Origin of the sequence: Cylindrospermopsis curvispora GIHE-G1 (assembly GCF_014489415.1) — a bacterium.
GTDB classification, from domain to species: domain Bacteria; phylum Cyanobacteriota; class Cyanobacteriia; order Cyanobacteriales; family Nostocaceae; genus Raphidiopsis; species Raphidiopsis curvispora_A.
Genome location: NZ_CP060822.1, coordinates 405,157 through 425,929, shown reverse-complemented (window position 1 = coordinate 425,929; position 20,773 = coordinate 405,157). Strand labels below are relative to the sequence as shown.

The window sequence follows — 20,773 nt, the reverse complement described above, 5'->3', positions numbered from 1 at the left end:
GCTCTCACACTTAAAGATAATGAAAATAGAGAACCGTTACATTGATAAATCATACCTAAATGGAAATCCGTCATGGCATAGTGAAGACGCGATTTGGAAAGCCTCCCAAGTCAGTTCGATCTTGAAAGACCATCAGATAAATCCCCTATCCATCTGTGAAGTTGGCTGTGGTTCGGGAGATATTCTCCGCCATCTACACCAACTTTATCCCAATACTCACCTTGTTGGTTATGATATCTCCCCACAAGCTGCTGAGTTTTGGGAATCAGATGCAATAAATAATACTAAACATATCGGGGGGGGGGAAACAATCTCGTTTGTACTGGCTGACTTTCATGAGAATAACACGGATAAATATGATGTCCTATTAATGTTGGATGTTTTTGAGCATGTACGGGATCCATTCACATTTCTTGAGGAATCCCATCGCCATGCTGATAGATTTGTTTTTCATATTCCTTTGGACTTAAGTGCCAGTAGCGTATTGAGAGGAAAACCTCTGCTGGAAGCTCGCGATCGCACTGGGCACCTTCACTTTTACACTAAAGATTTGGCTCTAGCAACTTTAAGAGAATGTGGGTTTAAAATTATTGAGTGGCGTTATACTGGTGCAGCTTTAAATATGCCAAATCGCAGTCTAAAAACAAACCTATTCCGACTTCCCAGGTATGTGGTTTATGCTGTCAACAAAGACTGGGGGACACGACTGCTGGGCGGGGAAACACTAATAGTTCTTGCTGAGTAGCTGTTTTTAATAAATAAACTATAATAAACCATGTGTGGAATTGCCGGTTTTGTAAATGGCGGTCATGAATCAACCCTGTGGAAAATGGTCAACAACCAAATTCATCGTGGACCAGATGACACGGGTATATATTTAGACTCCCAATCAGGAGTTGGTCTTGCCCATTGTCGGTTGGCCATTCTTGACCTTTCTCCCCTGGGTCATCAACCCATGGCAAGTTTAGACGGTTCCATCACCCTGGTGTTTAACGGTGAAATTTATAATTTCTTAGAGCTACGAAAAGAACTCATAGATAAAGGTTTTCACTTCCGTGGTAATTCAGATACAGAGGTGCTACTAAATCTTTATCTTTCCCAGGGACATTCCATGCTGTCTCGCCTCAACGGCATTTTTGCCTTCGCTTTATGGGACACTAGTAAGCAGTGCCTCTTTATTGCGCGTGATGCCCTAGGTGTTAAGCCTCTTTATTATACCAATACACCAGATTATTTTGCCTTTGCTAGCGAAATAAAAGCCCTGTCGCCTTTTTTACCATCCACACCATCTCTCGACTATGAAGCACTGCATCGCTACCTGACTTTTCTGTGGTGTCCCGGAGCGGGTACGCCGTTTAACTCCGTTAGGAAGCTCTTACCAGGGGAAGCAATGACTGTAACCGGGAGAGTAACCCGCCAATGGACTTGGTATAAGCTACCTATCTTTCGTTATCCCCAAATCATTAGTGACCAAAAAACCGTCCTGGAGCAAACAGTGACGCACCTAAAAGATGCTGTTCACCGACAAATGATAGCCGATGTGCCTGTAGGAGCTTTCCTTTCAGGGGGATTAGATTCCAGCTCCATTGTTGCATTTGCACGGGAAGTCAACCCACATATCCGCTGTTTTACCATAGATGTAAATGGGCAGGAGGAGGGCATGAGTGATGACTTACCATATAGTCGTCTAGTAGCAGCTCATTTAAAAGTCCCCCTGGATGTGGTGAAAATTGACTCTGCTCAAATGGCTAGAGACTTGCCCAAGATGGTTGAACAACTAGATGAACCATTGGCTGATCCAGCACCATTAAACGTCTTATACATCAGTCAATTAGCACAGCAGCAGGGGATTAAAGTTTTGCTATCCGGGTCTGGTGGTGATGATTTATTCACCGGTTATAGACGGCATCTGGCACTTGGCTGGGAATCTTACTGGCGTTGGCTACCCCTTAGTATTCGTAGTTGGCTAGAACACATCAGTGGAGGCTTCAATCAAAAAATTTCTTTTTTACGCCGTGTAAGTAAGTTTTTTAACGGACCAACATTAACGGGAGACCAGCGTTTAGTCAACTACTTTGCTTGGATTCGCCAACCCGATCTCCTAAAACTTTATACCCCCGAATTTCGTGCAGCCTTAAGTGATACGGTTGCTGCAACTCCAATGTTAGAGTTTTTATCCCCATTATGTGATGGAGTTCCTCCTCTAGAAAAGATGCTCGCCCTGGAACAACGTTTTTTCTTGAGTGATCACAATCTAACTTATACTGACAAAATGGCGATGGCAGTAGGTGTGGAAGTGCGAGTACCATTTCTGGACCTAGAACTAGTTGATTTTGCCGCCCAAATTCCTCCATCCTTAAAACAACGTCGTGGAGTAGGCAAATGGATTCTAAAAAAAGCAATGGAACCTTATTTACCCAGAGAGGTTATTTATCGTCCTAAAAGTGGTTTTGGAGCTCCCCTGCGTCGTTGGATGCGTTTTGAGTTGCGGGAACTTCTGGGTGATATTCTCAGTGCAGAAAGTCTTAAACAAAGGGGCTTGTTCGATCCTCGCGCCGTCCAACAGTTGATAAGTGATAATGATTCTGGTAGGGTTGATGCCACTTATACTCTGCTATCTCTCATATCTATTGAACTGTGGTGTCGTCGCTTTATTGATACAGATAAACAATCACAACTTCCATAACTTAGATATAAATATGACAGCATTTAATGAAAAGCAACAGGTTCATGACTTCTGGAACCAAGCTGCATGTGGTGAAACCCTATATTTAAAATCAACAGATATAGAAGGTTATGAAGCTCAGGCGCGAAAACGCTACCAGTTAGAACCCATCATTTTAGATTTTGCTGCATTTGAATCCACTAAAGGAATGAAGGTGTTAGAAATTGGGGTAGGTTTAGGCGCAGATCATCAGGAGTTTGCCAAAGCTGGAGCCGAATTGTATGGCATAGATCTCACAGAAAGAGCTATAGAACACACGTTAAAACGACTTGACCGTTTTGGACTCCATTCTTCCCTTGCAGTGGGTGATGCGGAAAATCTTAGCTTTGATGCAGAAACCTTTGATGTAGTATATTCCTGGGGAGTATTACATCATAGTCCTAATACTCCAGCCGCAATATCTGAATGTTGGCGTGTACTTAAGCGGGGGGGGGGTAGCAAAAATTATGATTTATCATAAATGGAGCATGGTGGGCATAATGCTATGGATGCGTTATGGTCTATTTCGTTTACGTCCCTTCACCAGCATGAAGACCATCTATGGTAACTACTTAGAAAGTCCTGGAACTAAGGCATATTCTGTCAGTGAGGCACAGCAGATGTTTGCGCAGTTTAGCCATGTAGATATTCATACACAGCTTTCCCATGGGGATCTGCTCACCTCAGACGCTGGACAACGACACAGAGGTATAATTTTATCCCTAGCTAAAAAGATTTGGCCGCGATGGTTCATCCAAAAGTTTTTGCCAAGTGCTGGTATATTCATGCTAATTCAAGCCAGAAAATAACATGAAACAAATCCTCCAATCGCTAAGCACAGGAGTAACCAAAGTCACAGACGTACCCGCCCCCAAAATTCAGCCAGGCAAATTACTGATTCGCTCCTCCCGTAGCCTAGTGTCTGCGGGTACAGAGAGAATGCTGGTAGAATTTGGTCAAAGTAACTGGCTAGAAAAAGCCCGACAACAACCAGATAAAGTCCGCCAAGTCCTAGAAAAAATCCACACTGATGGAATATTCACCACCTTAGAAGCAGTTCAAACTAAACTCGACCAACCCTTACCCCTCGGTTACTGTAATGTAGGTACGGTAATTGGCATCGGTGATAAAGTTACCGGCTTTCAAATAGGCGATCGCATTGTTTCTAACGGACATCACGCGGAAATAGTCAATGTGCCAGCCAACCTCTGTGCCATTATTCCAGATCCAGTTAGTGACGATGCAGCAGCTTTTACCGTCCTAGCTGCCATAGGACTGCAAGCTATCCGCCTTGCCCAACCCACCCTGGGAGAATGCTTTGTCGTTACTGGATTGGGACTAATCGGCATACTCACAGCCCAACTGCTACAAGCCCAGGGTTGTCGAGTCCTGGGACTGGACTTCGCCCCGGACAAATTAGCTCTAGCCAATAAACTGGGTATCCATACTGTTAACCTAGGTGCTGGAGAAGACCCTTTAATTGCCGCATCCCAATTTTCCCGCCAAGTGGGAGTAGATGGGGTGATTATTACCGCTTCCACTTCCAGCAACGAACCCATCCACCAAGCTGCCCAAATGTGCCGCAAACGGGGGCGCATCATACTAGTGGGAGTAACAGGACTAGAACTTTCTCGTGCTGACTTCTACGAAAAAGAACTCTCCTTTCAAGTTTCCTGTTCCTACGGACCGGGACGCTACGACCCTAACTATGAACAAAAAGGACAAGACTACCCCATAGGCTATGTCCGCTGGACAGAGCAAAGGAACTTTCAAGCTGTACTAGATATTCTAGCCACAGGCAAGATCAACACCCATGACCTAATTTCCCATCGATTTTCCATAGAGGAAGCCCACCAGGCCTACAGCGTATTGACCAGTGGTCCTTGTTTAGGTATTCTTATTGATTATCCCAGCACCAGTCAACCGCACCAAACTACCATTCGCTTCACTGACAATCTTACCATTCACCCATCTTCCGTAGTTATAGGATGTATTGGTGCTGGTAACTATGCCAGTCGAGTTTTAATTCCCGCCTTTGCTAAGACCCCTGCCCTGTTGCACACCCTAGCAGCTAGCTCGGGAGTCAACACTAGCCACTATGGAGCCAAGTTTGGCTTCAAACAGATTACTACGGATATAGATAGCTTGCTAGATCACCCAGAAATTAACACCATAGTCATTGCCACCAGACACGACAGCCACGCAGATCTAGTGTGTCGCTTTCTCGCTAAAGGGAAACATATTTTCGTGGAAAAGCCACTGGCGCTGAGCCATCAAGAACTGGAAGAAATAGAAGAAATATATACTAGTAATATTCAAACGGGTCAACCCAAGCAACTAATGGTAGGATTCAACCGACGGTTTGCACCCATGGTACAGACCATGCACCAAATGTTGACAACCCTATCCCAGCCAAAAGTATTAATCATAACAGTTAACGCCGGAGAAATACCCAGTAACCACTGGACCCAAGATCCCCAATTAGGGGGAGGGCGCATTATTGGTGAAGCTTGTCACTTTGTTGACCTGATGAGATTTTTAGTAGGTAGTTCCATAGTTAAATGGCAAACTAGTATGCTACCCGATAGTAAAACCTGTCCAGATAGTAGTACGATTACCCTCAACTTTGCCGACGGATCCATAGGCACAATACACTACCTAGCCAACGGATCCAAAGCATTTGCCAAAGAGCGTGTAGAAGTATTTTGTGGAGGCAAGATTTTGCAACTAGACAATTATCGGCAATTAAGAGGTTGGGGTTGGTCCAGATTCCGACAGCAGAGCAGTTGGCGACAAAATAAGGGACAAACAGCTTGCGTGGCAGAATTTGTTCAATCCCTGCTTCAGGGATCTCCCATTCCCATTGGGTTTGAGGAACTACTAGAGGTGAGTAAAGCGACCATAGATATTGCTAGTGCATTAAATTATTGAACTATTATGCAAGCTAATCCGTACCAAGTGTGCATCCTTGGACTAGGCTACATTGGCCTGCCCACAGCAGCAATTTTATCCCAGCATGGCTACCAAATAAAAGGGGTGGATATCAACCCCAAAGTGGTAGAAACCATTAACCAAGGTAAAATCCACATTGTCGAACCAGATCTAGATTTAGTAGTATCCGAGGCAGTTCATAACCAAAAACTCAGTGCTAGTACCACCCCCAGTGCTGCGGATATTTTCATTATTTGTGTACCTACCCCCTTCCACAAAAATGATAACGGCATTCCCCAACCTAACATTGACTACGTATTAGCAGCAGCCCAATCAATCATCCCCGTATTAAAACCGGGTAACATAGTCATTTTAGAGTCCACATCCCCCGTGGGAACCACGGAAAAGGTAGGAGAAATCTTCAACTCAGCTGGTTTATCCCCAGACCACATACATTTAGCCTACTGTCCTGAACGGGTGTTACCAGGAAAGATTCTGCAAGAACTGATTCATAATGACCGGGTAGTAGGTGGGCTAACACCAGCAGCAACAACCTTAGTCCAAACCTTTTATCAAACCTTTTGTCAGGGACAAATACTAACCACCGATGCTCGCACGGCGGAACTCTGTAAATTAACGGAAAACGCCTATCGGGATGTAAACCTAGCCTTTGCCAACCAACTGTCCATGTTGTGTCCCCACCTGGGAATTGACGTGCGAGAACTCATTCATCTAGCTAACCACCATCCCCGAGTCAACATCTTGCAACCCGGTTGCGGCGTAGGTGGACATTGTATAGCAGTTGATCCATGGTTTATTGCCGCAGCGGATTCAGAAAACACATCACTGATTCAAACTGCTCGCCATATCAATGATAGCAAACCCCAATGGGTAGTCCAGCAAATTATTACCCTTGCACAAGAATTTCAGCAAAAATACCATCGCGCTCCCACCATTGGATGTTTTGGACTAGCTTTTAAACCCAACGTTGACGACCTGCGGGGTTCACCAGCGCTGGAAATAGCTACAACCTTAATTAGTAGTGGATATAGTGTTTTAGTTGTTGAGCCCAATTTACAGTACCATGTTTCCTTAGAATTAACTCCATGGAAATTAGCCCTGGAGAATGCGGATATATTAGTTTTTTTGGTGGGTCATAGGGAATTTATCGGTTTGGATCTTGCTAACAAACCATATCTGGACTTTTGCGGAATCCACTGATATTTTTGCGCCCACAAATTCGTTATTTGAGTCGGAAGTTCCAACATCAGATATTTTTAGATAATCCCAAAGACTAACATGCTTCAACAACGTCTTGCTATAGTCACTTTTAATTTCCCCCCGGATTTCGGAGCTGCCTCCTTTAGAATGCTTTCTCTAGTTGAATCCATTCAAAAACAAGCTTCAACTCGGAAGATAGATTTAAAAATTACGGTGGTTTGCGCTAAACCCTTTAGATACAAATACAATAACAAAAACGAGCCAGGTTCATCCTCCCCCAAACACAATCTAATTCGAGGATTAGAGGATGTTGACATTATTAGACTAGACGTTCCCATGTTTGGTCGAGGCTTTGTGGCGGAGAGCTTCTCCTACCTCTTTTTTTTAATTCAAGCACTACCAGTATTAATCTGGAATCGACCCCATCTAATTTTTGCCACCAGTGCCAAACTACTCACCAGTTATCTAGGAGCCCTAGCTTCTTTAATCACAGGAGCCATCTTATGTGTTGATATTAGAGACACCTTTTCAGAAAACTTCCTCAGCTTTTTTAGACGACAGAGAAAGGTTCTAGTCTACCTCATACTATTATATATAGAGAACTTCGTAGCCAATCGGGCCACAAGTATTAACCTTGTATCCCCAGGATTTTCCCAACTTTACGACGAACTCTTAGATTCCAGTAAAGTTTCCTACTTCACCAACGGTGTGGATGAGCAATTTGTGGAGTTTTATGCCAACAGTCAGCACCCCTCATTGAAAACTTTTCTTAATAAAACATTTAACCATACAACCAATAACACACTAGTTGTTAGAAAAACATTAGATAATAAAATAAATAGCGCCACATTACTAGAAATTGACACAGTTAAGCAAACAAACCACACGGATAAACCCAAGACAATTTTGTATGCTGGCAACCTAGGTATTGGACAAGACCTGCTGAAACTATTAGAACCATTAATTGAGGAAAAAGAGATAGTAGAAGAGCTAATAGAGCTAAAATGGTCAATTAAGATTATGGGGGACGGAGCCCAAGCTCCAGCACTCAGAGAACTAGCGAAGTTCCCTCACCTCAGAGAAATAATCACAGTATTAAGACCCATTCCCAGACAGGAGCTGATTAGAGAATACGGACAAGTTGATGCCTTATTTTTGCAGGTTGGCAGCTACCGAAGTTTAGACATGGTGATTCCATCGAAAATATTCGAGTATGCAGCTACGGGACTACCAATTCTAGCTGGTGTGAGAGGATACACCCGGGACTTTATCGGTCAAATTCCCGGAGTGCAATTTTTCACCCAGAAAGACATAAAATCCTTTCTCAACCAGCTCAAACAGATAAAAACAGGCTGGCACAACCGAGATGAATTCATCGAGCAATATGATCGGAGGAACATCATGAGGAAGTACGCAGATCACTTACTTTCTTATATACAAGCAAGTAAGTAAGCGAGCAAGTAAAATTTAGTATATTTTCACATATTCCATGGACCCAAGCCTCTGGTTTTACACTTTAAAAGACGTACCGATTCCCAAACTGTTAGATCGAATTTGGTTTGAAAGCCGTCGCCGTGTTTATAAGCGATTGCCAGACCTAATGAAAAAGGTTTGGATTGGCGCCCAATTTCCCCCTCCCTTAAATCGGGAAGATTATCTAGTGAGACTTAGCCATGGCAACCCAACCAATATAGAAAGCCATAGAATAGCGCATAGAAACATTCCACCCACCGCACTGCCATTTAAGTTTGTCGGTGAATCAAAGATATTACCTTATCCAATACCTTGGAATTCCCCCACCTATTCTCGTCTTTGGCAATTCAACCTCCATTATTTTGATTGGATAAGAGATGATCTCAATCACCTTTACACCACACATAATTGGTCTGAATCAGCAATAGAAAGGTTATACCTCCTCCAAGATTGGATTACCCATAACCCCCTAGGCACCTTTGATGGTTGGCATCCCTATCCCACCTCCCTTCGTTTAATTAACTGGACCTGGCTACTGAGAACAGCACCCGAACTGCAAAGCCTCCAGGTCAACCACTCCCTGTGGCTACAGTTGTGTTATTTATATCACTATCAGGAGACATTTTTTAAGGGAAATCACTGGTTTGAGAACCTAGCTGCCCTAATTATTGCCGGGTTAAACTTCAGGGGTAAGAGAGCGGAAAAAATAGTAGCAACATCCCTTAATCGTTTAAAAAAGCAACTGGCAGTGCAGATTCTTGGTGATGGTGGTCACTTTGAACGCAGCCCCATGTACCATCTTATTTTACTGAAGCGGTTGTGTGAAGTAATTATTTGTTTAAGCAGTGCGGGTAGTGAAATCCCACAAACACTTATCACCACCCTAACATCAATGACCGAATTTGCAAAAGGGATACGTTTGAGAAATGGTAATTATCCCCTTTGGAATGACTGTGCCTACAACATTGCCGAACCACTAGATGAAATTGTAGCTTGTGCTGATCGCATTTTGGGACGGTCATCCGCAGCAGTTTCCCCCTTCAATCAACGTCTTTTAAGTTGTAGAACCGCCAATTTAGCACTAGCCACCATCAGTTCACCTTCTCCCCGTGCAACAGGTATATTGGAATTTCCCGATTCTGGCTACTTCTTGCTGCGAACTGCCAGTGGGTTTGAAATTACCTTTGACGCTGCACCTCCTTGTCCTCCTGATTTGCCTGCCCATGCTCACTCAGACTGTTTAAGTTTTGATGTTTATTGGCGAGGGGAACCCTTAATTGTAGAAACAGGAACTAGTAAGTATGGCAGTGATAGCACCCGTCAACGGGAAAGGGGTACTCTAGCCCATAATACCATTACCCTTACGCCAATAGAAGGGGGATATCCCTTTGACCAAACCCAAGTGTGGGGTAGTTTTCGAGCAGCACGCAAAGCCCAGCCCAAGCTAATAACAAGTGGTAGTAGTGGCAATCAATCCATATGGCATTGGGTAAGTGCCAGTCACAGTGGCTATGACTGGTTAAAAGCCAGCCATCATCGTTGGTTAGGGTGTTCAGAAATAGACAGTGGTGTATCGAACAATAAGTTTATCCTTATCGTGTTAGACTGGATACAGAGTAAGTCTCCCCTAGGTTGGATTCATAGACTACATTTAGGTCCAGGAGTTATTTGTAGGGAAAACCAGCATGGTTGGAATTTAGAAGTGGATAACAGGGGGTCAAAAAAGAATGACCGTGAAAATCCTTTGCGGTTACAGTTACTGACCTATAGTTCCGATGCTAGCACTTCCGTGGATAATGACAGTTGGTATTCTCCTTGCTTTGGTTCTCGCCATTCCCGCTTAGTCTTGACAAGTCGGAGACTAGTAGGAGAATTTAATTGGTCAGAAATGATATGTACGGTTTTGACTAATAGTGATGCCCAGTTTATGCTTAATGGTACAGTTGGTGAGGGGTGGCTAAGCATTGACGGAGTGGTAGTTATGAGGTGGGAAGTTGAAAATGGAGTTCCCATTTTAAGCTTCTCCGGTCTGAAGACACGGAGATTTCTGAAGAGTCCATAAACGAACTTTCTGAGGCTGGCTTAAACAACCTCTACTGATTCCGCTAAGATCAATTCCTAGCATCACCGCTACTTTAAGTTGATTTCAAAAGTATAGTTGAGATATGATTTACTTGTCAATAGCAGCCACGAAACAATATGAAGACAACACTGGAATACAGAATAGGAAATCACTCAAAAGGTAATGCAGTAGTGCATCTTGTATAGATACCTAAAACGCCTTCGACAGATAATTTACGAACTAGCCAAAGAAAAAGACTGGGATATCCTCGCTCTTGAGGTTGCACCATGTTCATTTATTTGTAGAACATCAACCAGATGTTGCTATAAATCAAGTGGTTAAAGCTTTTAAAGGACGGTCATCTTGCTTGTTAAGACGAAAATTTCCTGAATTACTTAAACTTCCTAGCCTATGGACTAATAGTTATTTTTATTCCACTGCTGGACAGGTTTCAGCAGATGTTATTAAAAGGTATATTGAAGATCCGCATCACGGTTAAATATCAAGGTGAATAAATTCGCCGTTGGCACTTCCTGTCTAAAGCCAAGTGGCTTCCGTGCCTTTCGGCGATTTTCTTGTGAATCACGACTTCTGCAAGGAGATAAATTCATTCCCTTAGAAATTGACTGGGAACTTGGATGATGATGGCGAGCTCCCGTAGGGAGTGCTTTGCAATCGCATTTATACATATCCCGTTGGTTTGTTGGGTTTCGTTCCTCAACCCAACCTACGATTACTCAATACCCCACAAATCACCCACCACAAAACCAGTCGGTTTTGAACCGACTTGAGCTTTGAGACCGGGAATTGATTCCCGATCGCCCTCTTAATTTGAGTTAAAATAATATGCGATCGCTTAATGCGTGACTCAAAAAAATGTGGTAATTATCAGGTGGGAATTTGAAAATAGAGTTCCCAAGAACCGTTTTTGCGTGTTTTACAGTTTTAAGATCCCAATATCATTGCTCCTGATTTTTTATTTGGTTGACACCCAATTGAGACAGAATAACTGCCAAGTGCTGTAGTGTCTCTGGTGAAAGTCCTTCTAGGAATTCCCGAGGAGAGTGTTGCTTTAATACCTCTTCGGGAGAATATTGCTTTAATACCTCTTCGGGAGAATATTGCTTTAACAGCTCTTTTGGAGAATATTGCTTAATCTCTTCGAGAGAATATTGCTTGAATACCTCTTCGGGAGAATATTGCTTTAATACCTCCTCAGTCGGTATCTCTCTCAAGTGACTTATTACAAAATCTTTTTTGAATTGCTCTAATGTGTATGTCATTGGCAGTTTCTCCTTTAAGTAAAACTCATATAGTTGTTGCATTAATATGCTATACTCGCTCTTGCGATAACTTTCTTGATAATGGCTAATCGCTTCTTCCACCACTTCTGCTCTCGCACTAAACAGTCTCCACAACTCATTGTTGGCACTTTTGGGTATTTTCGACAGCACTATCAGTCTCACGTTCATAGTAACACATTCTATATCATAAACCCCTTCACTGACAGTTTTCCATTTTAATCTCCCCATTAATTGGGTCGGTTCGTGGGTTGTTAGTCCGTACAGTCTGTAATCCTCTTCTGGTAGCAGGTTCGACAAGGATTTACTCGTTTGCTTCCGATAATTGACATAGTGTCCTATTAATTCCATTAGTGACCAAACTGTGAATGATTCATGAATGGATTTATAGCTGATTAGGTTGTGTTTAGACATGTTTTCTAAACCTGCTGGATACAGATTAAATCCGCTGTCTTTATGTCTCTTAATGATTATAATGTCTAGCAGTTGTTTTCTGATGGTTAGATCCTTTTCTACTTCTACCTCATAAGGGCTATTATAGAAGTGGACGGTCATAAACATTCCTAAAAGGCGGTGCCAGTCTCTATTTGGGGTGTCCTTTTTTTTCTGAGGTTTGGATTTTTTACGTACCATAACCGGACTGTTCGCATAATTTATTAGGTGTGGGTTAATTACCCCATGTCAATATAGTATCAGAAATTCTTACACTAATTTATTCCTAATCCACTTGGATGAGGTTGCGCTATATTCCCGTATCCGCAGGTCCAGTGTTAAATTGGAGGTGGGCGATCGCGAAGCACTCCCTATGGGATATCGCTGTGCTTCGCAATCGCCCTCTTAATTCGAGTTAAAATAAAATGCGATCGCTTAACGCGTGACTCAAAAAAATGTGGTAATTATCAGGTGGGAATTTGAAAATAGAGTTCCCAAGAACCATTTTTGTGCGTTTATAGTTTTAAGATCCCAATATCATTGCTCCTGATTTTTTATTTGGTTGACACCCAATTGAGACAGAATAACTGCCAAGTGCTGTAGTGTCTCTGGTGAAAGTCCTTCTACGAGGTCCTGAGGAGAATATTGCTTTAACAGCTCTTTTGGAGAATATTGCTTAATCTCTTCGAGAGAATATTGCTTTAATACCTCCCCAGTCGGTATCTCTCTCAAGTGACTTATTACAAAATCTTTTTTGAATTGCTCTAATGTGTATGTCATTGGCAGTTTCTCCTTTAAGTAAAACTCATATAGTTGTTGCATTAATATGCTATACTCGCTCTTGCGGTAACTTTCTTGATAATGGCTAATCGCTTCTTCCACCACTTCTGCTCTCGCACTAAACAGTCTCCACAACTCATTGTTGGCACTTTTGGGTATTTTCGACAGCACTATCAGTCTCACGTTCATAGTAACACATTCTATATCATAAACCCCTTCACTGACAGTTTTCCATTTTAATCTCCCCATTAATTGGGTCGGTTCGTGGGTTGTTAATCCGTACAGTCTGTAATCCTCCTCTGGTAGCAGGTTTGACAAGGATTTACTTGTTTGCTTCCGATAATTGACATAGTGTCCTATTAATTCCATTAGTGACCAAACTGTGAATGATTCATGAATGGATTTATAGCTGATTAGGTTATATTTAGACATGTTTTCTAAACCTGCTGGATACAGATTGAATCCGCTGTCTTTATATCTCTTAATGATTATGATGTCTAGCAGTTGTTTTCTGATGGTTAGATCCTTTTCTACTTCTACCTCATAAGGGCTATTATAGAAGTGGACGGTCATAAACATTCCTAAGAGGCGGTGCCAGTTTCTATTTGGGGTGTCGGAAGACTTTTTTTCTGAGGTTTGGGTTTTTTACTTACCATAACCGGACTGTTCGCATAATTTATTAGGTGTGGGTTAATTACCCCATGTCAATATAGTATCAGAAATTCTTACACTAATTTATTCCTAATCCACTTGGATGAGGTTGCGCTATATTCCAGTATCCGCAGATCCAGTGTTAAATTGGAGGGGAACGATTACAAAGCACTCCCTCTTAATTCGAGTTAAAATAAAATGCGATCGCTTATCGGATTGATTACGATATCCCAAGCTTCACAACTAAACCTTTAGAATTACTAGAGAAATGGCATCAACTCTCAGATCGTTATTATTCCCCAATAAACAGGAACCACCTATGCCTACCATTAGTATGTTTTATGGTTTGATTATCCGAATGTTTTTTACAGATATCCAGCAACACAATTTGCCGCATCTGCATGTGGAGTATCAAGGTGCGGAAGCAGTTGTTTCTATACCAGATGGGGAGATTGTTCAAGGTGTGTTGCCGCCCAAAAAATTGAGAATGCTTCAGGCATGGATAGTAATACATGAAGAAGAGCTGATGGCTGATTGGTCATTAGCAGTTAAGGGTGAGCCTATATTCAAGATTGAACCACTACGTTAGGTTGTCTTATGATAAGAGTATTTACCGTTGTTGCTGAATCAGACTTCCATCTTATTTTGAGATTTAGTAATGACGAAAAACGTCGGTTCGATATGCGTCCCTATCTGGACATGACTGTCTTTCAACCATTGAAAAATCCAGGTTTTTTTGGACTGGCCTCTGTCAATTATGGCACAGTGGTGTGGCCCGGGGAAATTGATATTGCGCCAGAAACACTCTATGAACTGTCCGTACGTTTACCTGGTTAATTCTGTGTGCTTCCCAATCGCCCTCTTAATTCGAGTTAAAATAAAATGCGTCGCTTATGAGCAAACCCAAGTGTGGGGTAGTTTTCGAGCAGCACGCAAAGCCCAGCCTAAGCTAATAACAAGTGGTATTAGTGGCAATCAATCCTTATGGCATTGGGTAAGTGCCAGTGGAGATAAAATGAATTTGCCGGTTATCGACACCATACAGTATAATCCGGAATTGCAGGTACAATTTGAGAAATGGGGATATTTGCCAGATAAAGTTTCTATTAACTTATTAAATTTACGTGTAGAATTATGATGGACATTTCGATTCAATTACCTGATGAAATCTTTGACAGTTTTCGCTGTAAACCTCAAGAGTTTGTGAAAAAAATGAAACTCGCCGCTGCTATTCATTGGTATCAAAAAGGCGAAATTTCTGAAAAAAAAGCTGCTCAAATAGCAGGATTAAGCCATCGAGACTTTGTAATGTCTTTAGCCGAAGAAAAAATTTCTGTGTCTACCATTGGCTTAGATCAGGTTAAGGAAGATGTCTCTAATCAGCGGAAAGAGTTTATTCGTTCTCTTAGAGGCAAGTATAAAAATTACTTGAGTCCCAGTGATTTTTTTATGCAACAAAAACAAAGAGAAATTGAGTGGGAAGAAAGAAATAAATGAATATTATTTTAGATGCTTGTGCGGTCATTTCCTTTTTTCGGGACGAAGAGGGAGGTGATATTGTTGAAGAGTTTTTAATTCATCCTGATTGTAATTCTTATATTCATGCGATTAATTTATGTGAGGTTTATTATGATTTTATCAGAAGCAATAATCAAGTTTATGCAGAGCAAATAATCAGTGAATTAAAATTAGCGGGAGTAATTATTAGAAAGACTATGACTGAACCTTTTTGGAAATTAGTAGGACAATATAAAGCTTAGATTGCCCGTGTCTCTTTAGCTGACTGTTTCGCTCTAGCATTAACCACAACCGTTCGAGGAATATTACTGACTTCAGATCATCATGAATTCGACCGAATTGTACCTTTACAAATCTGTCCGATTAATTTTATTCGTTAAAAACCTAACATCTTGTTATAACACCAGATTTTTACGCCTTCAACCACAAAAACTTATCTCAAACCTTTTTTGCATGGTGATGGCGATAAGATATTGGGCAGATTATTGCTAGTGTCGGTTAACGCTTATGCTCTTAATTCGAGTTAGAATAAAATGCGATCGCTTAACGCGTGACTCAAAAAAATGTGGTAATTATCAGGTGGGAATTTGAAAATAGAGTTCCCAGGAACCGTTTTTGTGTGTTTTACAGTTTTAAGATCCCAATATCATTGCTCCTGATTTTTTATTTGGTTGACACCCAATTGAGATAGAACAACTGCCAAGTGCTGTAGTGTCTCTGGTGAAAGTCCTTCTACGAGGTCCTGAGGAGAATATTGCTTTAACAGCTCTTTTGGAGAATATTGCTTAATCTCTTCGAGAGAATATTGCTTTAACAGCTCTTTTGGAGAATATTGCTTAATCTCTTCGAGAGAATATTGCTTTAATACCTCCTCAGTCGGTATCTCTCTCAAGTGACTTATTACAAAATCTTTTTTGAATTGCTCTAATGTGTATGTCATTGGCAGTTTCTCCTTTATGTAAAACTCATACAGTTGTTGCATTAATATGCTATACTCGCTCTTGCGATAACTTTCTTGATAATGGCTAATCGCTTCTTCCACCACTTCTGCTCTCGCACTAAACAGTCTCCACAACTCATTGTTGGCACTTTTGGGTATTTTCGACAGCACTATCAGTCTCACGTTCATAGTAACACATTCTATATCATAAACCCCTTCACTGACAGTTTTCCATTTTAATCTCCCCATTAATTGGGTCGGTTCGTGGGTTGTTAATCCGTACAGTCTGTAATCCTCCTCTGGTAGCAGGTTCGACAAGGATTTACTCGTTTGCTTCCGATAATTGACATAGTGTCCTATTAATTCCATTAGTGACCAAACTGTGAATGATTCATGAATGGATTTATAGCTGATTAGGTTGTGTTTAGACATGTTTTCTAAACCTGCTGGATACAGATTAAATCCGCTGTCTTTATATCTCTTAATGATTATAATGTCTAGCAGTTGTTTTCTGATGGTTAGATCCTTTTCTACTTCTACCTCATAAGGGCTATTATAGAAGTGGACGGTCATAAACATTCCTAATAGGCGGTGCCAGTCTCTATTTGGGGTGTCCTTTTTTTTCTGAAGTTTGGGTTTTTTACTTACCATAACCGGAATTTGTTAGATGTGGTGTGAGTTAATTACCCCATGTCAATATAGTATCAGAAATTCTTACACTAATTTATTCCTAATCCACTTGGATGAGGTTGCGCTATATTCCCCGCAGGTCCAGTGTTAAATTGGAGGTGGGCGATTGCGAAGCACTCCCTCTCTTAATTTGAGTTAGAATAAAATGCGATCGCTTAATGCGTGACTCAAAAAAATGTGGTAATTATCAGGTGGGAATTTGAATATGACAAAACCAGTCGGTTGAAAATGGACTTGTTAATTTGTATTAAAATGTTAAACTGGTACAGTTTATGATATTATGTCCATGTAGTTCAGGTTTATTCTGTTCAATCAGTAAGAATACCCTCTGCTAAAAATGAATTCTCCGTAGTTTAAATGTCAAGCATAAGTTAAGTATGAACAGTACCAACGAAAGCAAAGGTCTCATCACCAGAGAAAAAGAAAATATTATTCTCCAACCAGAAGTGATATCCTCTGGGAATCTGATATCCCTTCAAACAACTGAGGATGACATTGATCTCAAAGAGATAATGTCCATCCTCAAAAGACGAGCATTAGGCATTTTGACAATTGCCTCCCTGATCATGGCTGGAGGTAGTTACTACCTGTTTACAGCAGAAAAAATTTACCAAGGCAGTTTTGAGATTTTAGTAGAACCAGTTAGTGGCGAAAAAAATAACTTACTGACCGCAGCCCTAGAAAGCACTCAACTTGACCAATCAGGATTAGACTACGATAGCCAAATTAAAGTTCTCAAAAGCCCTGAATTGCTTAATCAGGCCCTACCTGACATACAATCTCAATATCCTGAGCTTACATACGATTTATTTATCAAAAACTTAGCCATCCAGAGATCAGCTGAAACTAAAGTTCTAGAAATTACCTATAAAAGTCCAGATCGGGCGGAAATTGACTTGGTGTTAAATACCCTGTCCAAATTTTATTTAAAATATAGCTTAGAGAAACGCAAGACTAAATTAAATCAAGGTCTAAGGTTTATAGACGAACAACTACCTAGAATTGGCGCTACTGTGGATCAACTACAGCGCGAATTACAAGTATTTAGACAAAGGTACAAGTTTGTTAATCCAGAGGATCAGTCCGGTAAGTTGGTGGAGCAAATTCAGAGCTTAGAAACACAAAGAATAGCCATAGAGCAGAAGTTGGCTGTGGCTAGAACCAGTTACGCCACATTGCTCACACCAGAAGGACAACAAGCTGCATTAAACCAGACTCAGAGTCAAACTCAGTCGCCTTACAATATATTAGTTATTCAGCTTAGACAAATAGAAGCCCAACTATCTGGAGAACTAGCCAGATTTCAAGGGGATAATCCATATATAACAACATTAGAAGAAAAAAGACAAAACATATTACCTCTCATAGAAAAAGAGAAAGAGAGATATATAGGTCTGAAAATAGCGGAAGTGGCCAATACCATTTTATTACTAGAATCGGAAAACAGAGAAATCACCAGAGCGCAAGAGCAAAGCAAAGCCAGATTCGATCTATTACCCCGTTTAGCTAGACAAAACACGGATCTGCAAAGAAAATTACAACTAGCTAGTGAAAGTTTAAATCGCTTCTTAGAAGCCCGGGAAAAACTGGCCATTGAAGTAGCCCAAACAGAAATACCTTGGGAACTGGTCCAAGCTCCAATGACGCCTGAATTGCCAGTTTTTCGTAAAATCTACCAGAGTTTATTGATTGGACTAATTGGCAGCTTATCTATAAGTGTTGCGATCGCCTTCCTTTTAGAGAAACTAGACAATTCCTATCATGATGCCATAAACATGCAGGAGAGGACCAAACTCCCCTTGTTGGGGACTTTGCCAAGGGCGAAAAATATTGGTGTCAGCTATCAATCTCGCCATGATTCTGACCAAAGCCAAAATAAACCTGCTAAAACCAATCCATTAGATATACCCCTTCTTTCTTTCTCCCGCAAAAAAAGGAAGAAAAGCTACGGGTATGGCTATGGTTATGGATATGGCTATTATGGAGAGGGTCATTTTTGGCAATCTTTGCAAGTGCTGTATGCCAACATTCAGTTACTCAACTCCGACGAAGTTGTCAAGTCTGTAGCCATCACCTCTGCTCTCAAAGGGGAGGGAAAAAGTACATTGGCACTACACCTAGCTCAAATGGCAGCTTCTGTGGGAAGAAGGGTTTTGCTGGTGGATACTGATTTGCGACTTCCTCAAGTACACAAGAGGTTAAACTTACCCAACTTAGTTGGTTTAAGCAATGCTATCACTTCTAATCTTACTCCTGATGAGGTAATGCAAAAGTTACCAGATTTGGATACTTTATCAGTAATTACCTCGGGAACTCAACCGCCAGATCCCATGCGACTAATTTCATCTGAGAAGATGAAACAAATGATGGCATACTTTCGTGAAAAATTCGATTTAGTAATTTACGACACACCACCTGTTATGGGTATAGTGGATAGTAGACTGGTGGCTTCGCAAACAGATGGTTTGATTTTAGTGGTTAAAATGCACAAGACAGACCGCTCGATGATCAAGCAAGCTCAGGATGCTCTAAGGCAGTCATCTATTAGTATATTAGGCATAGTTGCTAATCAATATAATAAGACCATTCATCAATATCATGATTATTACTACGGTTATAGTTATGGTGGTCGTAGGAAGGAAGCAGGATCACAGGAGCAGGGAATTAATTCCCTGCATTAGCGGCTAAAGTCGGTTAAATCGTGGGATTCGTTGGCTAGAAACTAAGACCCGTAAAGGTCTGGAGGATTAGCCACAAGGGATAACCTTGATAGTTGAATTTTTGTCAGAATCACAAGAAAATCGCCGAAAGGCACGGAAGCCACTTGGCTTTAGACAGGAAGTGCCAACGGCGAATTTATTCGCCTTGATATTTAACCGTGATGCGGATCTTCAATATACCTTTTAATAACATCTGCTGAAACCTGTCCAGCAGTGGAATAAAAATAACTATTAGTCCATAGGCTAGGAAGTTTAAGTAATTCAGGAAATTTTCGTCTTAACAAGCAAGATGACCGTCCTTTAAAAGCTTTAACCACTTGATTTATAGCAACATCTGGTTGATGTTCTACAAATAAATGAACATGGTGCAACCTCAAGAGCGAGGATATCCCAGTCTTTTTCTTTGGCTAGTTCGTAAATTATCTGTCGAAGGCGTTTAGCTATCTCTCCAGATAATACCTTTTTTCGGCGTTTAGGTATCCATACAAGATGCACTACTGCATTACCTTTTGAGTGATTTCCTATTCTGTATTCCAGTGTTGTCTTCATATTGTTTCGTGGCTGCTATTGACAAGTAAATCATATCTCAACTATACTTTTGAAATCAACAAACATTGAAGGTCGAACATTGATCTTAGCGGAATCAGTAGAGGCTGTTTAAGCCAGCCTCAGAAAGTTCGTTTATGGACTCTTCAGAAATCTCCGTGTCTTCAGACCGGAGAAGCTTAATTCCATTCTAGAGTTTCAGTATATTTTTTATCATGGTGATGGGCAGTCTAATTTTTCTATAGCGCCTCAGGTAAGAAACGTACAGCTAGAATTTCTTCTAGCGCAAAGGGACAAGACAGGGGAAATGCGGTTTCTGGGAGAGATGTTTCTTCCTGGGCATCACGCACAGCTTTAGCATAAACCGTTACCAGTGCGGTTTCTAAATCCCTACGGAGACTTGGACTATCCAGGAGTAGAGCTTGGATTTCCTCTCGTTGATGATCTATAGTAGCTAACCAACTCTTGCTTTGTTTGTCTGGCTGATATTGCCATTTGAGTAGATGCATAATTAAAACCTGTAAGCGGCAACGAAGTTGACGGCGATCGCGCTTTCCCATGCTTTCTAACTCTTGAGCAATGTGTTCGGCGTCAATTTCTGACAAACAGCCACACCGCAATAATTTCACATTTTTATTGATCCAAGCATAGAAATCCAGGTCATATTCAGCTTCTAAATTCATATTTAGCTCCCTAAAGCTGCCAATTTGTTTAATCGTTTGTTGACGCTATCGCTAACCCACCCTACAAATAATTGTGCCTCCCTACATTCAAAGTAGATTTATCAGGGAGCGATTGCCTTCC

General features: G+C 41.3%; 18 protein-coding genes and 2 pseudogenes. 15 read left to right on the top strand and 5 right to left on the bottom strand.

Annotated elements, in window-relative coordinates; all coding sequences use genetic code 11:
- The first annotated feature begins 19 nt into the window (after positions 1 to 19).
- The 9 genes and pseudogenes from IAR63_RS02045 to tnpA (IAR63_RS02010) all read left to right on the top strand — a co-directional run bounded on the left by IAR63_RS02045 (position 20) and on the right by tnpA (IAR63_RS02010) (position 10,890).
- Positions 20 to 745 (top strand): class I SAM-dependent methyltransferase, encoded by a 726-nt coding sequence (locus IAR63_RS02045; RefSeq protein ID WP_187706398.1) that lies wholly within the window; start codon positions 20 to 22, stop codon positions 743 to 745.
- A 30-nt stretch (positions 746 to 775) separates the two neighbouring features.
- Positions 776 to 2,686 carry an asparagine synthase (glutamine-hydrolyzing) gene (gene asnB, locus IAR63_RS02040; protein ID WP_187706397.1) on the top strand — a complete coding sequence of 637 codons (1,911 nt, stop codon included), beginning with the start codon at positions 776 to 778 and terminating at the stop codon, positions 2,684 to 2,686.
- Positions 2,687 to 2,699: 13 nt separating this feature from the next.
- Positions 2,700 to 3,185 carry a class I SAM-dependent methyltransferase gene (locus IAR63_RS18120; RefSeq protein ID WP_223007680.1) on the top strand — a complete coding sequence of 162 codons (486 nt, stop codon included), beginning with the start codon at positions 2,700 to 2,702 and terminating at the stop codon, positions 3,183 to 3,185.
- Positions 3,172 to 3,513: a hypothetical protein gene (locus tag IAR63_RS18115; RefSeq protein ID WP_223007678.1), complete on the top strand. Its 342-nt coding sequence runs from the start codon at positions 3,172 to 3,174 to the stop codon at positions 3,511 to 3,513. The genes IAR63_RS18120 and IAR63_RS18115 overlap by 14 nt, the downstream gene beginning before the upstream one ends.
- 1 nt (position 3,514) lies before the next feature.
- A complete protein-coding gene (locus IAR63_RS02030; RefSeq protein ID WP_187706396.1) occupies positions 3,515 to 5,635 on the top strand; it encodes a bi-domain-containing oxidoreductase in 2,121 nt (706 codons plus the stop codon).
- A gap of 6 nt (positions 5,636 to 5,641) precedes the next feature.
- Positions 5,642 to 6,856, top strand: coding sequence for a UDP-N-acetyl-D-mannosamine dehydrogenase (wecC, locus tag IAR63_RS02025; protein WP_187706395.1), 1,215 nt, complete (start codon positions 5,642 to 5,644; stop codon positions 6,854 to 6,856).
- Between the two features lie 78 nt (positions 6,857 to 6,934).
- Complete coding sequence (locus IAR63_RS02020) at positions 6,935 to 8,308, top strand: glycosyltransferase (protein WP_187706394.1); 1,374 nt, start codon at positions 6,935 to 6,937, stop codon at positions 8,306 to 8,308.
- A 37-nt stretch (positions 8,309 to 8,345) separates the two neighbouring features.
- Positions 8,346 to 10,391 (top strand): heparinase II/III family protein, encoded by a 2,046-nt coding sequence (locus IAR63_RS02015; protein ID WP_187706393.1) that lies wholly within the window; start codon positions 8,346 to 8,348, stop codon positions 10,389 to 10,391.
- A 137-nt stretch (positions 10,392 to 10,528) separates the two neighbouring features.
- Positions 10,529 to 10,890, top strand: a pseudogene (gene tnpA / locus IAR63_RS02010) (IS200/IS605 family transposase).
- A 460-nt stretch (positions 10,891 to 11,350) separates the two neighbouring features.
- Here the strand turns inward: tnpA (IAR63_RS02010) and IAR63_RS02005 are convergent.
- Both IAR63_RS02005 and IAR63_RS02000 read right to left on the bottom strand, forming a co-directional pair.
- On the bottom strand, positions 11,351 to 12,247 hold the full coding sequence (locus tag IAR63_RS02005) for a hypothetical protein (protein WP_187706392.1): 897 nt from the start codon (positions 12,245 to 12,247) through the stop codon (positions 11,351 to 11,353).
- 414 nt (positions 12,248 to 12,661) lie between these two features.
- A complete protein-coding gene (locus IAR63_RS02000; protein ID WP_187706391.1) occupies positions 12,662 to 13,477 on the bottom strand; it encodes a hypothetical protein in 816 nt (271 codons plus the stop codon).
- A 397-nt stretch (positions 13,478 to 13,874) separates the two neighbouring features.
- Here IAR63_RS02000 and IAR63_RS01995 point away from each other — a divergent pair, with 397 nt between their 5' ends.
- From IAR63_RS01995 to IAR63_RS01975, 5 genes are all read left to right on the top strand, one after another.
- A complete protein-coding gene (locus IAR63_RS01995; protein ID WP_187706390.1) occupies positions 13,875 to 14,144 on the top strand; it encodes a DUF4160 domain-containing protein in 270 nt (89 codons plus the stop codon).
- Between the two features lie 8 nt (positions 14,145 to 14,152).
- Positions 14,153 to 14,392 (top strand): DUF2442 domain-containing protein, encoded by a 240-nt coding sequence (locus tag IAR63_RS01990; protein ID WP_006278985.1) that lies wholly within the window; start codon positions 14,153 to 14,155, stop codon positions 14,390 to 14,392.
- Positions 14,393 to 14,462: 70 nt separating this feature from the next.
- Entirely contained in the window at positions 14,463 to 14,693 is a 231-nt protein-coding gene (locus tag IAR63_RS01985; RefSeq protein ID WP_057177985.1) for a hypothetical protein, read from the top strand.
- Positions 14,690 to 15,052 carry a UPF0175 family protein gene (locus tag IAR63_RS01980; RefSeq protein ID WP_096547408.1) on the top strand — a complete coding sequence of 121 codons (363 nt, stop codon included), beginning with the start codon at positions 14,690 to 14,692 and terminating at the stop codon, positions 15,050 to 15,052. The genes IAR63_RS01985 and IAR63_RS01980 overlap by 4 nt, the downstream gene beginning before the upstream one ends.
- Positions 15,049 to 15,315 carry a PIN domain-containing protein gene (locus IAR63_RS01975; RefSeq protein ID WP_223007676.1) on the top strand — a complete coding sequence of 89 codons (267 nt, stop codon included), beginning with the start codon at positions 15,049 to 15,051 and terminating at the stop codon, positions 15,313 to 15,315. The genes IAR63_RS01980 and IAR63_RS01975 overlap by 4 nt, the downstream gene beginning before the upstream one ends.
- A 404-nt stretch (positions 15,316 to 15,719) precedes the next feature.
- Here the strand turns inward: IAR63_RS01975 and IAR63_RS01970 are convergent, their stop codons facing one another.
- Positions 15,720 to 16,586 carry a hypothetical protein gene (locus tag IAR63_RS01970; protein ID WP_187706389.1) on the bottom strand — a complete coding sequence of 289 codons (867 nt, stop codon included), beginning with the start codon at positions 16,584 to 16,586 and terminating at the stop codon, positions 15,720 to 15,722.
- Between the two features lie 494 nt (positions 16,587 to 17,080).
- Between IAR63_RS01970 and IAR63_RS01965 the strand changes: the two genes are divergently transcribed.
- Entirely contained in the window at positions 17,081 to 19,384 is a 2,304-nt protein-coding gene (locus IAR63_RS01965; RefSeq protein WP_187706388.1) for a GumC family protein, read from the top strand.
- A gap of 191 nt (positions 19,385 to 19,575) precedes the next feature.
- Here the strand turns inward: IAR63_RS01965 and tnpA (IAR63_RS01960) are convergent.
- Both tnpA (IAR63_RS01960) and IAR63_RS01955 read right to left on the bottom strand, forming a co-directional pair.
- Positions 19,576 to 19,972, bottom strand: a pseudogene (tnpA, locus tag IAR63_RS01960) (IS200/IS605 family transposase).
- A 236-nt stretch (positions 19,973 to 20,208) separates the two neighbouring features.
- Positions 20,209 to 20,652, bottom strand: a complete 444-nt coding sequence (locus tag IAR63_RS01955) for a DUF29 domain-containing protein (protein ID WP_187706387.1) — start codon at positions 20,650 to 20,652, stop codon at positions 20,209 to 20,211.
- Between the last annotated feature and the right edge of the window lie 121 nt (positions 20,653 to 20,773).

What these genes read in the sequence shown, in the direction of transcription:
- IAR63_RS02045 (WP_187706398.1), top strand. Translation starts at nt 20, where the DNA reads ATGAAAATAGAGAACCGTTACATTGATAAATCATACCTAAATGGAAAT.
- asnB (WP_187706397.1), top strand. Translation starts at nt 776, where the DNA reads ATGTGTGGAATTGCCGGTTTTGTAAATGGCGGTCATGAATCAACCCTG.
- IAR63_RS18120 (WP_223007680.1), top strand. Translation starts at nt 2,700, where the DNA reads ATGACAGCATTTAATGAAAAGCAACAGGTTCATGACTTCTGGAACCAA.
- IAR63_RS18115 (WP_223007678.1), top strand. Translation starts at nt 3,172, where the DNA reads ATGATTTATCATAAATGGAGCATGGTGGGCATAATGCTATGGATGCGT.
- IAR63_RS02030 (WP_187706396.1), top strand. Translation starts at nt 3,515, where the DNA reads ATGAAACAAATCCTCCAATCGCTAAGCACAGGAGTAACCAAAGTCACA.
- wecC (WP_187706395.1), top strand. Translation starts at nt 5,642, where the DNA reads ATGCAAGCTAATCCGTACCAAGTGTGCATCCTTGGACTAGGCTACATT.
- IAR63_RS02020 (WP_187706394.1), top strand. Translation starts at nt 6,935, where the DNA reads ATGCTTCAACAACGTCTTGCTATAGTCACTTTTAATTTCCCCCCGGAT.
- IAR63_RS02015 (WP_187706393.1), top strand. Translation starts at nt 8,346, where the DNA reads ATGGACCCAAGCCTCTGGTTTTACACTTTAAAAGACGTACCGATTCCC.
- IAR63_RS02005 (WP_187706392.1), bottom strand. Translation starts at nt 12,247, where the DNA reads ATGACCGTCCACTTCTATAATAGCCCTTATGAGGTAGAAGTAGAAAAG.
- IAR63_RS02000 (WP_187706391.1), bottom strand. Translation starts at nt 13,477, where the DNA reads ATGACCGTCCACTTCTATAATAGCCCTTATGAGGTAGAAGTAGAAAAG.
- IAR63_RS01995 (WP_187706390.1), top strand. Translation starts at nt 13,875, where the DNA reads ATGCCTACCATTAGTATGTTTTATGGTTTGATTATCCGAATGTTTTTT.
- IAR63_RS01990 (WP_006278985.1), top strand. Translation starts at nt 14,153, where the DNA reads ATGATAAGAGTATTTACCGTTGTTGCTGAATCAGACTTCCATCTTATT.
- IAR63_RS01980 (WP_096547408.1), top strand. Translation starts at nt 14,690, where the DNA reads ATGATGGACATTTCGATTCAATTACCTGATGAAATCTTTGACAGTTTT.
- IAR63_RS01975 (WP_223007676.1), top strand. Translation starts at nt 15,049, where the DNA reads ATGAATATTATTTTAGATGCTTGTGCGGTCATTTCCTTTTTTCGGGAC.
- IAR63_RS01970 (WP_187706389.1), bottom strand. Translation starts at nt 16,586, where the DNA reads ATGACCGTCCACTTCTATAATAGCCCTTATGAGGTAGAAGTAGAAAAG.
- IAR63_RS01965 (WP_187706388.1), top strand. Translation starts at nt 17,081, where the DNA reads ATGAACAGTACCAACGAAAGCAAAGGTCTCATCACCAGAGAAAAAGAA.
- IAR63_RS01955 (WP_187706387.1), bottom strand. Translation starts at nt 20,652, where the DNA reads ATGAATTTAGAAGCTGAATATGACCTGGATTTCTATGCTTGGATCAAT.